The following is an 11,983-nucleotide window of genomic DNA, read 5'->3' as shown; positions in this document are numbered from 1 at the left end:
GGGGGAGTGGTGAGAGGTGCCGAGAAATATCTCCGCTGCTAGAAGGCCATCCGGGCAGCTTGCAGGGTTGCCCATCTTGATCTCATAATCCCGCACCGCCGCAGCAGCCTGTTGCAGGTCCTGCGACTCCCGGAGGCGTCCCCGACCGAGCAGCACAGCGGCGAGACCGCCGCTCGCCGCAAAGAGCCGGGCGAGCGGCTCACGTCGAACTTGACAACCACCTGTGAAATGGGCCGTACTCGATGCATCTGTCAGCAGGGAGGCTGCCCGTGAGTCTCGTCTAGGTAAGCGTCACGGCGACCGCGACCCTCCTCGCCGTCATGCTGGGCGGCTGGCTCACCGTGCGCTCGCAGGACCGGCACTGGCGGCGTGACCATCAGAGGCAGTGGCGGGACATCCGGCTGGCCACCTACTCCGAGTACCTGAGCGCACTTCGCGAGTTCGTCGCATACGTGCTCCAGCCGACCGCCCAGGTCGTCGCCGTGCCGAGGCCCGTGCAGCCGTACGACCTCATGCCGTTCTTCGACGCGCAGGGCAGCGCGTACCGGGAGCGCCTGGAGGCGTCCAAGACCGCGGTGCGGCTCGTCTCCGGCGGCCCGGACGTCGTGCACGCGTGCAACGCAATGGTGCGGCATGCCCGTCTCCTCGCTTCCGACCGGGCGAGTCACGACATCGGCTCGGTTCCTCCGGCGCGATTCCAGGATCTCTGGTCGGCCGAGCGCCAGTTCATGCGGGCGGCCCGCGCGGAGCTCGGTCTCGCCAGTGACTTCGAGGTCGGCGGCGGCCCGCGGCCGGACCACGTGGACGAAGCCGGACCCGCTCCGAAGTCGCCACCGGCGGCGTGCGATCACGACCGGCCGGGGCCGGCATCCAGGCGCCCGACGACGTTCGGGGCGAAGACGTCGCGGCGGACGTGAGCGAGGCTGAGCCGTAGCGTCGTGTGGCCGCGGTGAGTGGTCTCGAAGCGAACATCGTTCCCGAGCTCGCGATGGCTCTACGCGGTGGGCGCGTCGAGGGCCGGCGCCACGACGGCGAACGCCCGGTCGGTCAGCTCGGCCAGGTGCTGATCGTCGTCGCCCGCCTGCCACTGTTGGAGCACCGTGTCGAAGGCCAGCAGGGCCATTCCGGCGGCCATCCGGGGGTAGGGGTCGGTGTCCGGGTCGAGGCCGTGGCGGGCGGCCAGTTCGGCGGCCAGACCGGCCCGCCACTGGATCTGACGTTCCAGCCAGCGGGCCTGCAGGGCAGGGGTGTCCAGGATCAGACGGACCACGACGCGGGCGCGCTCGGCGTGGTCGGCGTGGTCGGTGCAGGCGGCGAGTGGCACCCAGACGGCGTGGCGCAACGCGACCGACGGTGGCTCGGCGCGGGGCCGGGCGGCGAGTTCGGCGACGATGTCCGCGCCCATGTCGGCCAGGAACCGGACGACCACGTCCTCCTTCGACGCGAAGTAGCGGAAGAAGGTGCGCCGGGACATGCCGGCCGCGGCCACGATGTCGTCGACGGTCACCACGTCGAAGCCCCGGGTGGCGAGCAGCATCAGGGCGGCGTCACGCAGCTCGTCGGCGACGAGCTGGCGTTTGCGTTCGGCCATGCTGCTGTCCGCACGAGATCCCATTCGCCGATGCTACGTCATGCCTATCCTGACACCTGACGCACGCCTTGACACACAGTGCCACCAGTAGCACAGTGGGCCGCATGACTGCTGATGGCTGGACCGCGGAACGGATCCCCGACCTGAGCGGCCGCACCTTCGTCGTCACCGGAGCCACGAGCGGACTCGGCCTGGTCACCACCCGGGCGCTCGCCGCCCACGGCGCGCGCGTGGTGCTCGCCGTCCGCGACGAGCAGAAGGGCCGCCGGGTGGCTGCCGGCATCGCCGCCGCCCGTCCCCGCGCCGACCTGGAGGTACGCCGGGTCGACCTGGCCGACCTCGACTCGGTGCGGGAGTTCGCCGACCGGATGCACGCCGGGCATCGCCGGGTGGACGTACTGATCAACAACGCCGGGGTGATGGCCCCGCCGCGCACCCTCAGCCCGCAGGGACACGAGCTGCAGTTCGCCACCAACCACCTCGGACACTTCGCTCTCACCGGGCTCCTGCTCGAGCTGTTGCTGGCCGGCCGTGACCCGCGGGTGGTCACGGTCACCTCGGTCAACCATCGGCGGGCGAAGCTGCCCTTCGCCGACCCGCCCGGCGCGCAGCGCTACTCCCCGATGGGCTGCTACAACACGTCCAAGCTGGCCAACGCGATCTTCGGCTGCGAGCTGCACCGCCGGCTCAGCGCCGCGGCCAGCCCGCTACGGAGCGTCCTCGCCCACCCCGGCTACACCGCCACGAACCTCCAGACCAGCACCACCACCCCCATCTGGCGGATGCTGCTCGGCCGGATCGGCAACCCCCTGCTCGCCCAGCCGGTCGACCGCGGCGCATGGCCGCAGCTGTTCGCCGCCACCGACCCCGCGGCGCGGTCGGGTCAGCTCGTCGCCCCCGGCGGGCCGGGCGAGCTGCGCGGCCACCCCGCGCCGGGGAAACTGTCCGCGGCCGCGACCGACCCGGACCACGGCCGCCGCCTCTGGGAGCTGTCCGAACAGGCCACCGGCGTACGGTTCGGCGAACTGCGGCGAGCCAGCTGACCGGCCAACCAGTTGCGGATGGCGTGAGTGAGACGCCCAGCCCTGATCGAAGCCGGGAGCCCTTCCCGGCCCAGGTCGACCGCCTCGCCGCTGAACGCGCAACCACCCCGCCGAGTGGCACTCACGCCAGTTCCGCGATCACCGCGCGGACCATTCGGCGCCCGTGCTCGGCCATGCGCGGGAAGGTGTGCCGGTAGTAGTCGATACCGGTCAGCGACGGTGCGAGCGCCCAGCCGCAGGCGCGGCGCCAGGTGGCGTCGTCGTACCCGATCGCCTCCCGATAGGCATCCCGGGCCGCGCCGGTGAAGGTCCACAGCGCTGGAGCCACGTCCGGTGCCGGATCGCCGACACCGAGTGCGCCGAAGTCGATGACCGCGGCCAGCCGGCCGCGGTCGGTGATCAGGTTGCCCGGCTGTAGATCACCGTGGATCCATACCGGGTCCCGGTCCCAGTCGGGGGCAGCCAGGCAGGCGTCCCAGGCCGCCTCGGCCGCGGACACGTCGAAGCCGTCGTCATGCTCGGCGAGCCGGGGCAGGACGCGGCGGACGTCGTCGTCGACATGGCGCAGGGCGGATCCGCGCGATCCCGGTGGCTTCACCGGACCTCCGGCCGGATCCACCCGGTGCAGGGCACGAGCGAAGGCTGCCAGCTCGCGGGCCAGGAGTACGTCGTCGCAGCCGAGCCTGGGAGGCGTGCCGCCCACGACCCACGGCACCACGGTCCACCGCCACGGGTACCCCGCGCCCGGCGCGCCCAGATGAAGCGGCACCGGAATCCGCACCGGCAGGTGGGGCGCCAGCACGGGTAGCCACCGCGCGTCAGCATCGGCCTGGTCGACCGCCCCGGCGATCTTGGGCATCCGGGCGACGAGTTCGTCGCCGATCCGAAAGAGCACGTGGTCGGTGCCCTCCAACTCGTCGGGCAGCGGTGTCACCGGAAGGCCGGCCCACTGCGGGCACTGGGCCGCCACCAGGCGGCGCACCTGCCCGACGGTCGCTCGGACCTCGTCCTCATGGATGGGCACGGCGGGCACGGTAGTGCGGTCGGACGGTGCGGCGCCAACCGATTAGGTGCGCGGACGCGCCGCGACAGCGACGAGCGAGCGGCCACCACCGGGACCGTGATCCCGATGGTGGCCGCGTACCGGTCAGCCGGCCGGCTCAGCGCATTGCTCAGCCGTTGATCTGCCAGATCTGGTTCGCGCCGCCGGTGGCCGTCCAGATCTGGATCTGGGTGCCGTTGGCGCTGGAGTTCCCGGCCGCGTCGAGGACCTTGCCGGACTGCGGGTTGCGGATGGTGCCGTTCGCCTGCGGCTCCCAGTTCTGGGCACCGCTGCCGTTGCAGGTCCAGAGCTGCACCTTGGTGCCGTCGGCGCTACCGCCGTTGTCGACGTCGAGGCACTTGCCCAGGGCCTGGTAGGTGTTGCCGACCCGGCTCCACTTCTGCGCGTTGGTGCCGTTGCAGGTCCAGAGCTGGATCTTCGTGCCGTCGGCGGTGCCGGAGTTGCTCACGTCGAGGCACTTGCCGCCGATCCCGGTGATCGTGCCACTGGCCGCCGCGCCGGGGATGGCGTTGAGGGTGTACCAGGCCTCGGTGCTCCACAGGGACTTTCCACTGTCCGAGCTGAACGGCCGGGGCGAGCGGAGGTAGACCACGTGGCCGGCCTTACGACCGCTGACCGCCAGGGTGACCTTCTTCCGGTCCGTGGAGAGGGTGGCGGAGGTGACGGTGAGCGTCTCCTCGTCGACCTTCGGCCCGCCGTAGCCGGCGGTCGCCACGTACCGCCACTGCTTGAGCTTGTAGCGGGCGGCCAGGTTCGTCGCGGTCTCCGTCGACAGCGGCTCGGTGTACTCCACCTCGAAGCCGGTGGCGGTCGCCCGCATCGCCTGCATCTCGAAGGTGCTGGTGCTGTTCGGGGTCAGCTTCTGCAGGCCGTACGACAGCTTGCCGCTCTGCCCCCAGTTGCCGCCGGCGCCGAGGCCGCCGACGTAGATCGCGCCGTCCGGACCGACGTTGACCTCGGAGACACCGGCCTCCAGGCCCTGGGTCATCCGGAACAGGGCGCCCTGGTACTCGCCGTTGACCTTCTCCACGTACGCCCGCTGAAGGCCGCCGTAGGTGACGTCGCCGATGACGAACTGGCCGCTGAAACGACCGGAGGTCAGGTACTTCGGGGTGCTGGGGGAGTTGGCGATCTCGTTCTGCGGCATCCAGAGCACCGGCGGGGTGACCGGGTTGGCGTCGAACGGGCCGGCCGGGTTCATGTAGTGGTTGAAGAACCGGCCCTGCTTGACGTGCACCAGCTTGGACGACGGCAGCCAGCCGCCCTGGTTGTCGGTGACGAAGATGCCGTCCTCCGGCCCCCACCCGATGCCGTGCGGGGTACGCAGACCACCGGCGACGTACGAGACCGCGCCGGTGTCCTTGTTGACCTTGATGGTGGTGCCCCGGTTGGCGGCCGGCTGCGGGTCCGTGGTCGCCCCGCCGTAGTTGATCGACACCGACAGGTTCAGGTAGAAGAACCCGTTCTGGTAGAGCAGGCCGAAGGCGAACTCGTGGAAGTTGCCCCCGTACGGCCAGGTGGCGACGGTGTCGAGCCGGTCGGCGACCTCGTCGCCGCTGGTGTCGACCAGCTTGGTCAGGCGTTGCTTCTCCGAGACGTAGACCACGCCGTCGACGACCTTGAGCCCCATCGGCTCCTTGAGGCCCCCGGCGATCTTCTTGGTGGTGACGCTGCCCGGCCCGGTGGACCCACCGGTGTTGCTGAGGATGTACACCTCACCGTCCTGGGAGGAGCCGGACTGGTCGCTGCCGCCCCAGGTGGAGATGACCATCCGGCCGTCGGCCAGCCAGTCCATCCCGGTCACCTTGGGCTGGAAGCCGTTGGGCCGCAGGTTGGTCAGCGTGTAACCGGGGTGCACCCCGGTCAGCGGCAGGCCGTCGCCGGGGGAGTCGGCGACGCCCTCGCACTCCTTCTTGCCCGGGGCGGTCACCCGGACCACGCCGGCGTCGGTGCTCAGCGCCGAGTTGGGCACCAGGACGAAGGAGGACGAGCCGGGGGTCTTCCACTCCAGGGTGATCTGCTGCCCGCCGGTGCGCTCGAAGTGGTCGATGCGCAGCGGGTGCAGGCCGGCGGTCAGCGTGACGCTGCCCTCCTTGGGCGGGGTGGGGCCGTGCAGACCGTCGTGGTTGATGACGACCTTGTCGTCGAGGGTGAGCCGGGACCCGTCGTCGCTGGTGAGGCGGAAGCTGTAGCTGCCGGCGGTGGTGACGTTCAGGTTGCCGAGCACCTGGCTGACGAAGTAGTCCTCGAAGCCGAAGTCGGTGCTGGACGTCCAGTTGATGGTGGGCATCAACTTGTCCACGTTGGGCGTCTGCCCGGACTTGAGGGTGCAGATCTCGTTCAGCGGCACCTGCACGTCGAAGACGCGCAGCGTGACGCCGGGCTCCTGGGCGGGGGCGGCCTGGGCGGGGGTGGCGAACAGGCCGGTGGTGACGAGCAGTGCGGCGGTGGCGGCGGTCAGGACAGGACTGCGGAATCGGCGCAGCAGCCGTGTGCCCATGGTTCCTCCTGGGAGGTCGGGGTAGGGGCGGCTGACCGCGGGCAGCGGTGAGACGGCAGCCGCCGTTCCGAGCCCGGGCCGGCCCTCGACGCCGACGAGTGACCTGCCCGAAGCTGCGAACTGATGGCTGAGATTAACAAAGTTCGATTAGAACGACCATATCTTCCGTCGATATCTGCGAAAGTTCGATCGACGCGTACGGAAGTTCGTGGGATTGATGGTGATATCTGTGCTGATGTCGGCAGAGGGGCGCGGCGCGTCCCGGCTACCGGCGCCGCCTCAGTTGCGGAGCTGCGCCCCTCTCAGCGGGTGCTGAGGAAGTCGAGCACCCGCCAGGTCAGCAGCTCCGCGGCGTCCTTGTCGTACGACGGGAGGCTGGCGTCGACGAACAGGTGCCGGTCACCGGGATAGACGAAGAGCTCGGCCTGGCCGGTCGACTCGACCAGCTCGCGGGCCGCCGTCAGGTCCCCCTCGCCGCTGAAGATCGGGTCCGCGTCCATCCCGTGGACCTGCACGGGTACGCCGGCCGGCCAGGGCCCGCCGAACTCCGACGGCGGGATGCAGGACTCGATCAGCAGCGCGCCGCGGGCCCCGGGCCGGGTCTGGGCCAGTTTCTGCGCCGGCAGCACGCCGAGGGAGAAGCCCGCGTAGACCAGCTCGTGCGGGAGACCGTCCGCCGCCCGGACGCCACGCTCGAGGAGCTCGTCGAAGCCGACCTTCCTCGCGTAGGCCACCCCCTCGGTGAGGTCGTGAAAGCAGCGGCCGTCGAAAAGGTCGGGCGTGTGCACGGTGTGTCCCGCCGCCCGCAGCTCGTCGGCGAACGCGAGGAAGCCCGGGGTCTGTCCCTGCGCGTGGTGGAAGAGCAGCACTTCAGCCATGGTCGCTCCGTCTCTCCTTGGTGGCGGGGCGGGAGCCGCGACCACACCTGCCACCGGACCCTAGTTCCCGGGCGTCGGTCCGGCGACCCCGCGCGGGTCCGTCGAGGATCGACGGTGGCGTATGGTCACCGGATGGGGCACGAGATCTGGGCCGACGGCGCGGCGTACGAGGCGTACGTGGGCCGCTGGAGCCGGACGGTCGCGGCGGAGTTCCTCCGCTGGCTGGACGTGCCACCGGGGCGGCGCTGGCTGGACGTGGGCTGCGGCACCGGCGCGCTGACCGCGATGGTCCTCGCCGGGGCGGCGCCGGCGCACGTCGCGGGCGTCGACCGGTCCGAGGGGTTCGTCCGGCACGCCCGGGCCGGGACCGCTCCGGCCTCCTTCCAGGTCGGTGACGCCCGCGCGCTGCCCCTGCCCGACGGCAGCGTCGACGTCGTGGTCAGCGGACTGGCGCTCAACTTCGTACCCGATCCGGCGCGCGCGGTTGCCGAGTTCGCCCGGGTCCTGCGACCGGCCGGGGTGGCCGCCGCCTACGTCTGGGACTACGCCGGGGGCATGGCGATGATGCGCCACTTCTGGGACGTCGCCGCCGAGCTCGATCCGGCCGCGGCGGCACTGGACGAGGGGCGCCGCTTCCCGGTGTGCGCACCGGAGCCGCTGCGCACGCTCTGGGTCGACGCCGGCCTGCGGACGGTCTCGGTCCGGGCCGTCGAGGTGCCCACGGTCTTCGCCGACTTCGCCGACTTCTGGACGCCGTTCCTGGGTGGTCAGGGCGCGGCCCCCGGCTACGTCAGGTCCCTCGCCGAGGCGGACCGGGCCGCCCTCCGGGACCGGCTCGCCGACCGGGTGCCCGCCGAACCGGACGGATCGATCCGGCTCACGGCGCGGGCCTGGGCGGTCCGCGGCACGGCGGCGGGGTCGGCCCCGGCACAGGGATCGTGAGTACCGGTGCTCAGGGCCGCACGCGCCGGAGCGGGCAGGATCGAGCCGTGACCACGACGACGCGTACCCGCACCCTGGTCGGTGGCCTGATCCTCGCGGCGGCGACCGTCGGCGCCTGGTGGGCCTGGCTGGGCTGGGACAGCGGGTACGCCACCGACCCGCGGACCGGCGCGACCACCGGCCCCTACCAGCCGTGGCAGGTCGCCGGTTGTGTGCTCACCCTGGCTCTGCTCGCCGCCGCCGCGGGGTGGTGGCTCTCTCCGTGGCTGGTGGCCCCGGTGATGGCGGTCGCCTTCACCGTCGCCTGGGCGGCGCACGCCGCCTCGACCGACGACAGCGGGCTGTGGGCGGTGGGGGCGGTCCTGGTCCTGGTCGGGACGGGCGTCGGGACGACCGTGGTGAGCGTGGGCGCGCACCTGCTGCGCCGACGCCGGGCCTGAAGCGCCCCGCACATCGCCCGCGTGACCGCAATCATCCGGGCGGACATCGTCGGGGACGGATAGCGGACAGGACGCCGGGCCCCCTTCCGGAGCACTGTTTATGCAGGTGGAGAGGTTGCGGACGGCGGGCCCCGTCCCTTCCTCCCGGCCCGGCGGTGACAGCAGTGTCACCGCCGGACGCCGCCACCGAGCCCGGCCCGGCGCCGCGGCGGACACGGCCCGGCCGATCCGACCGCTCCCGGCCTCGCCGCGACTCGGTCCGCACCGTCCCGGGCGCCCGGCACGGTGTCCGCCCCCGAAGGACAAGGACGTCCCCACCTCCGGTCGACGCCGTGGGCGGCCCCATCCGCTTCCATCGGCGGCAGCCCCGCGTGCCTCGACCGGGCGCCGGCCAGAGCCGACGCACGAGCACAGGGAAGGAGGGGGCGGACATGGCCGCTCCCACCGTCACCGCCCGTCTGAACGCATCCACCTACTCGCCGGGTGACCAGATGACCCTCACGGTCACCTACGGCGACCCGGACACCCGGCCCGTCACCGTCACGATCGTGGTGACCGACGCGCAGGGCAACAGCAGCGCCCCGGTGAAGGTCACCGCCGTCATCGACCCGCTCACCCTCGGCGTCACCGACGACTCCGGTCGCACCTGGACGAAGGCGTCGGACACCGGCGCCGTGGCCGTCTACCGGGCGGTGGCGTGATGCCCCGCGTCACCGTGACGGTCCGTGACAACGGTGGTCGTACCGCCACCGCGACCGCCGAGTACCGCGTCGCCCAGCCGGTGCTGGGCGGCTACTACCTCTCCGGCAACGGCGACCCGACGGCGGACATGGCGGGCGGCAACTTCCGCTCGCTGACCCAGTACCGCAGCTTCGCCGACGGTTACACCTTGCCCGGCTACAACAAGTCCTGGCTGCTCGACCTCGGGCGGAACGGGTTCGCGATCAACATGGTGCTGGAGCTGAAGCAGTACGGCACCGCCACCATCGGAGCGCAGACGTTCACCGTCGACGGGGTCGGCTACACCGTCCCGGCGCCGGCGATGGCCATCCAGCAACGCCCGGGGACCACCTGGCCGAAGGCGTACGGGTACGGCCAGGTGCTCGCCGGGCAGTGCGACGGGCTCTTCGCCCGGGCGCTGTCGCAGTACCGGACGATGGGCTTCGGGGTGAACATCCAGCTCGCCTCCGAACTGGACACCGACCACGAGTTCGGCACCACGGAGTCGGGGGTGTCGTACAACTGGGCGGCGTCCGACGCCCGCGCGGTGCAGGCGATGACCTACATCGTGAACTGGTTCAAGGCCCGGGCGCTGCCGGCCGGCACCACCTTCTCGGTCGGCTCCGGCGGGTTCGACCGGGCCTGCTTCCAGCGCACCCACCCCGAGTCGCTGATGGCCAAGCTGGATTTCCTCCAGTGGAACGTCTACGCCACCGACCCGAGCCACACCGCGCTGGCCCGGTTCCGCCGGACCAAGGACTGGGCGGTCGCCGACCTCGGACCGGTGGCGCTGTCCCGCCCGGTGCTGATCGCCGAGTGGGGGGTGCGGGTGGCCGAGTTCCCGGACCAGGCGGCCTGGATCGCCACGGTGCCGTCCGCCATCGCCCAGCTCAACGCCGAGCGGGGGCCGAGGATCGTCCGGACGAACTACTTCAACTCCAGCTGGGGGACGCTCTCGCCCAAGGCGGCGGGGCTGGCGGCGCTGCGGGCGGCGTACGCGACCAGGCCGTACGTCTGATTCCGGGGTCGGCGGCGTCGGGCCGGTCGGGGCCCGGCGCCGCCGATCGGCCCGGAGGGTCAGGCGTCGCCGAGCCGTTCGGCGTACGCGTCGCGCAGCTCGGCCCAGCCGAAGTCCTTGGCCTCCGCGCCCCGGATCGGGCCCACCGGGTCGCCGGCGAGCAGCAGGTCGGCGACGTCGAGGCAGAGGTGCCAGCCGGCGGCCACCATGGGCAGTGTCGCCCGGTCGGCGAGCGTGTGGCGCAGGGTCAGTCGGGTCCCCTCACCGGACGGCGTGAGTTCCCAGCGGAGCAGATCCCCGCCCCAGGTGTACTCGAGCAGCTGCGGCGGTTCGGCCCGGCGTACGGTCGCGGGCTGCGCGGCGAGGGCGTCGCCGTCGACCAGGGTGAGCACCGCGGCGCCCGGGGTGCCGAGGTCACGGTCGGCGAGGAACGGCGCCCACTCGCGCAGCCGGGCCGGGTCGGTCAGTGCCGCCCACACCCGCTCCGGGGTGTGCCGCAGCTCCCGGACGAACAGCAGGGCCCAGCGGTCGCCGTCGGCCTCGGCGGTGACCTGGGCCGGGGGCCCGGGGCGGAACGATTCGCGGTCCATGCTCACTCCTTGTCGAGATGGCGCTCCAGGGCGTCCAGGTGCGCGTGCCACAGCTGCCGGTACGGTTCCAGCCAGCTCTCCACCGCGCGGAACGGCTGCACGTCGACGCGGTAGATGCGCTGCTGCCCGCTGTTCATATGCCCGTCAAGGAATGAATGGGTTGCCGGTGCGGCGGCGGCCGGCTGCGGACCGTCCGGGAGCGGCGCCCCGACGGGCTCCATATGCTCGGGGGCATGGAACTGCGGATCTTCACCGAACCCCAGCAGGGCGCCAGCTACGACCAGCTGCTCGCCGTGGCCCGCGCCGCTGAGGACGCCGGGTACGGAGCCTTCTTCCGCTCCGACCACTACCTGAAGATGGGGGCGGTGAGCGGCGATCCCGGCCCGACCGACGCCTGGACCACCCTCGCCGGGCTGGCCCGCGACACCTCCCGCATCCGGCTCGGCACGCTGATGACCGCCGCCACCTTCCGGCTGCCCGGCCCGCTGGCGATCACCGTCGCGCAGGTCGACCAGATGAGCGGCGGCCGGGTCGAGCTGGGCATCGGCACCGGCTGGTACGCCGAGGAGCACACCGCGTACGGCATCCCGTTCCCGTCGCTGGGTGAGCGCTTCGACCGGTTGGCGGAGCAGCTCGCGGTCATCACCGGCCTCTGGGAGACGCCGTCCGGGAAGACCTTCGACTTTCCCGGCACGTACTACCCGGTCACCGACTCGCCGGCGCTGCCCAAGCCGGTGCAGCAGCCCCGCCCCCCGGTCCTGCTCGGCGGCATGGGCCCGAAGCGCACCCCGCGGCTGGCCGCCCGGTACGCCGACGAGTTCAACCTGCCGTTCGCCTCGGTCGAGGACTCGGCGGCCCAGTTCGGCCGGGTGCGCGAGGCGTGTGCGGCGATCGGCCGGGACAGCGCCACCATGCGCTGGTCCAACGCGCTGGTGCTCTGCTGTGGCCGGGACGACGCCGAGGTGGCCCGCCGGGCCGCGGCGATCGGCCGGGAGCCCGACGAGCTGCGCGAGAACGGCCTCGCCGGCACGCCCGCCGAGGTGGTCGACAAGATCGGCCGGTACGCCGGGGTCGGCAGCGAGCGGATCTACCTCCAGCTGCTCGACCTGGCAGACCTGGACCACCTGGAGCTGGTCGCCGCCGAGGTGATGCCGCAGCTGTGAGCGGCCGGCCGCGCCCCGGCGGCCTCCGGTCGGCG

13 protein-coding genes are annotated in these 11,983 nt (G+C 72.2%); 7 read left to right on the top strand and 6 right to left on the bottom strand.

Features of this window, described 5'->3' with window-relative positions:
• Positions 1 to 320: 320 nt before the first annotated feature.
• A complete protein-coding gene (locus V6U79_RS23445) occupies positions 321 to 917 on the top strand; it encodes a hypothetical protein (protein ID WP_334615835.1) in 597 nt (198 codons plus the stop codon).
• Positions 918 to 994: 77 nt separating this feature from the next.
• On the opposite strand, the gene V6U79_RS23440 is transcribed toward V6U79_RS23445, so the two are convergent.
• Positions 995 to 1,615: an acyl-CoA-like ligand-binding transcription factor gene (locus V6U79_RS23440; protein ID WP_334615834.1), complete on the bottom strand. Its 621-nt coding sequence runs from the start codon at positions 1,613 to 1,615 to the stop codon at positions 995 to 997.
• An 80-nt stretch (positions 1,616 to 1,695) separates the two neighbouring features.
• Here V6U79_RS23440 and V6U79_RS23435 point away from each other — a divergent pair, with 80 nt between their 5' ends.
• Positions 1,696 to 2,634, top strand: a complete 939-nt coding sequence (locus V6U79_RS23435) for an oxidoreductase (protein WP_334615833.1) — start codon at positions 1,696 to 1,698, stop codon at positions 2,632 to 2,634.
• Positions 2,635 to 2,755: 121 nt separating this feature from the next.
• Here the strand turns inward: V6U79_RS23435 and V6U79_RS23430 are convergent, their stop codons facing one another.
• From V6U79_RS23430 to V6U79_RS23420, 3 genes are all read right to left on the bottom strand, one after another.
• Complete coding sequence (locus tag V6U79_RS23430) at positions 2,756 to 3,658, bottom strand: aminoglycoside phosphotransferase family protein (protein ID WP_334615832.1); 903 nt, start codon at positions 3,656 to 3,658, stop codon at positions 2,756 to 2,758.
• Positions 3,659 to 3,806: 148 nt separating this feature from the next.
• Entirely contained in the window at positions 3,807 to 6,197 is a 2,391-nt protein-coding gene (locus V6U79_RS23425) for an RICIN domain-containing protein (RefSeq protein ID WP_334615831.1), read from the bottom strand.
• 302 nt (positions 6,198 to 6,499) lie between these two features.
• Positions 6,500 to 7,075, bottom strand: coding sequence for a dienelactone hydrolase family protein (locus V6U79_RS23420; RefSeq protein WP_334615830.1), 576 nt, complete (start codon positions 7,073 to 7,075; stop codon positions 6,500 to 6,502).
• A 132-nt stretch (positions 7,076 to 7,207) separates the two neighbouring features.
• On the opposite strand from V6U79_RS23420, the gene V6U79_RS23415 reads away from it, so the two are divergent.
• The 4 genes from V6U79_RS23415 to V6U79_RS23400 all read left to right on the top strand — a co-directional run bounded on the left by V6U79_RS23415 (position 7,208) and on the right by V6U79_RS23400 (position 10,195).
• On the top strand, positions 7,208 to 8,017 hold the full coding sequence (locus tag V6U79_RS23415; protein ID WP_334615829.1) for a class I SAM-dependent methyltransferase: 810 nt from the start codon (positions 7,208 to 7,210) through the stop codon (positions 8,015 to 8,017).
• A 47-nt stretch (positions 8,018 to 8,064) separates the two neighbouring features.
• Positions 8,065 to 8,457 (top strand): hypothetical protein, encoded by a 393-nt coding sequence (locus V6U79_RS23410; protein ID WP_334528787.1) that lies wholly within the window; start codon positions 8,065 to 8,067, stop codon positions 8,455 to 8,457.
• A gap of 431 nt (positions 8,458 to 8,888) precedes the next feature.
• Entirely contained in the window at positions 8,889 to 9,158 is a 270-nt protein-coding gene (locus V6U79_RS23405; RefSeq protein ID WP_334615828.1) for a hypothetical protein, read from the top strand.
• Positions 9,158 to 10,195: a hypothetical protein gene (locus V6U79_RS23400; RefSeq protein WP_334615827.1), complete on the top strand. Its 1,038-nt coding sequence runs from the start codon at positions 9,158 to 9,160 to the stop codon at positions 10,193 to 10,195. Before V6U79_RS23405 ends, V6U79_RS23400 begins: the two co-directional genes overlap by 1 nt.
• 59 nt (positions 10,196 to 10,254) lie before the next feature.
• On the opposite strand, the gene V6U79_RS23395 is transcribed toward V6U79_RS23400, so the two are convergent.
• Both V6U79_RS23395 and V6U79_RS23390 read right to left on the bottom strand, forming a co-directional pair.
• Positions 10,255 to 10,785, bottom strand: coding sequence for an SRPBCC family protein (locus V6U79_RS23395; RefSeq protein WP_334615826.1), 531 nt, complete (start codon positions 10,783 to 10,785; stop codon positions 10,255 to 10,257).
• 2 nt (positions 10,786 to 10,787) lie between these two features.
• Complete coding sequence (locus tag V6U79_RS23390) at positions 10,788 to 10,922, bottom strand: hypothetical protein (RefSeq protein ID WP_334615825.1); 135 nt, start codon at positions 10,920 to 10,922, stop codon at positions 10,788 to 10,790.
• A 96-nt stretch (positions 10,923 to 11,018) separates the two neighbouring features.
• Here V6U79_RS23390 and V6U79_RS23385 point away from each other — a divergent pair, with 96 nt between their 5' ends.
• Entirely contained in the window at positions 11,019 to 11,948 is a 930-nt protein-coding gene (locus tag V6U79_RS23385; protein WP_334615824.1) for an LLM class F420-dependent oxidoreductase, read from the top strand.
• Positions 11,949 to 11,983 lie beyond the last annotated feature (35 nt).

The organism is Micromonospora psammae, from assembly GCF_036902725.1.
GTDB lineage: Bacteria > Actinomycetota > Actinomycetes > Mycobacteriales > Micromonosporaceae > Micromonospora.
The sequence above is the reverse complement of the archived record's forward strand: the minus strand, read 5'-3'. Positions and strand labels throughout refer to the sequence as shown.

What these genes read in the sequence shown, in the direction of transcription:
- V6U79_RS23400 (WP_334615827.1), top strand. Translation starts at nt 9,158, where the DNA reads ATGCCCCGCGTCACCGTGACGGTCCGTGACAACGGTGGTCGTACCGCC.
- V6U79_RS23395 (WP_334615826.1), bottom strand. Translation starts at nt 10,785, where the DNA reads ATGGACCGCGAATCGTTCCGCCCCGGGCCCCCGGCCCAGGTCACCGCC.
- V6U79_RS23390 (WP_334615825.1), bottom strand. Translation starts at nt 10,922, where the DNA reads ATGAACAGCGGGCAGCAGCGCATCTACCGCGTCGACGTGCAGCCGTTC.
- V6U79_RS23435 (WP_334615833.1), top strand. Translation starts at nt 1,696, where the DNA reads ATGACTGCTGATGGCTGGACCGCGGAACGGATCCCCGACCTGAGCGGC.
- V6U79_RS23420 (WP_334615830.1), bottom strand. Translation starts at nt 7,075, where the DNA reads ATGGCTGAAGTGCTGCTCTTCCACCACGCGCAGGGACAGACCCCGGGC.
- V6U79_RS23440 (WP_334615834.1), bottom strand. Translation starts at nt 1,615, where the DNA reads ATGGGATCTCGTGCGGACAGCAGCATGGCCGAACGCAAACGCCAGCTC.
- V6U79_RS23425 (WP_334615831.1), bottom strand. Translation starts at nt 6,197, where the DNA reads ATGGGCACACGGCTGCTGCGCCGATTCCGCAGTCCTGTCCTGACCGCC.
- V6U79_RS23445 (WP_334615835.1), top strand. Translation starts at nt 321, where the DNA reads ATGCTGGGCGGCTGGCTCACCGTGCGCTCGCAGGACCGGCACTGGCGG.
- V6U79_RS23385 (WP_334615824.1), top strand. Translation starts at nt 11,019, where the DNA reads ATGGAACTGCGGATCTTCACCGAACCCCAGCAGGGCGCCAGCTACGAC.
- V6U79_RS23415 (WP_334615829.1), top strand. Translation starts at nt 7,208, where the DNA reads ATGGGGCACGAGATCTGGGCCGACGGCGCGGCGTACGAGGCGTACGTG.
- V6U79_RS23405 (WP_334615828.1), top strand. Translation starts at nt 8,889, where the DNA reads ATGGCCGCTCCCACCGTCACCGCCCGTCTGAACGCATCCACCTACTCG.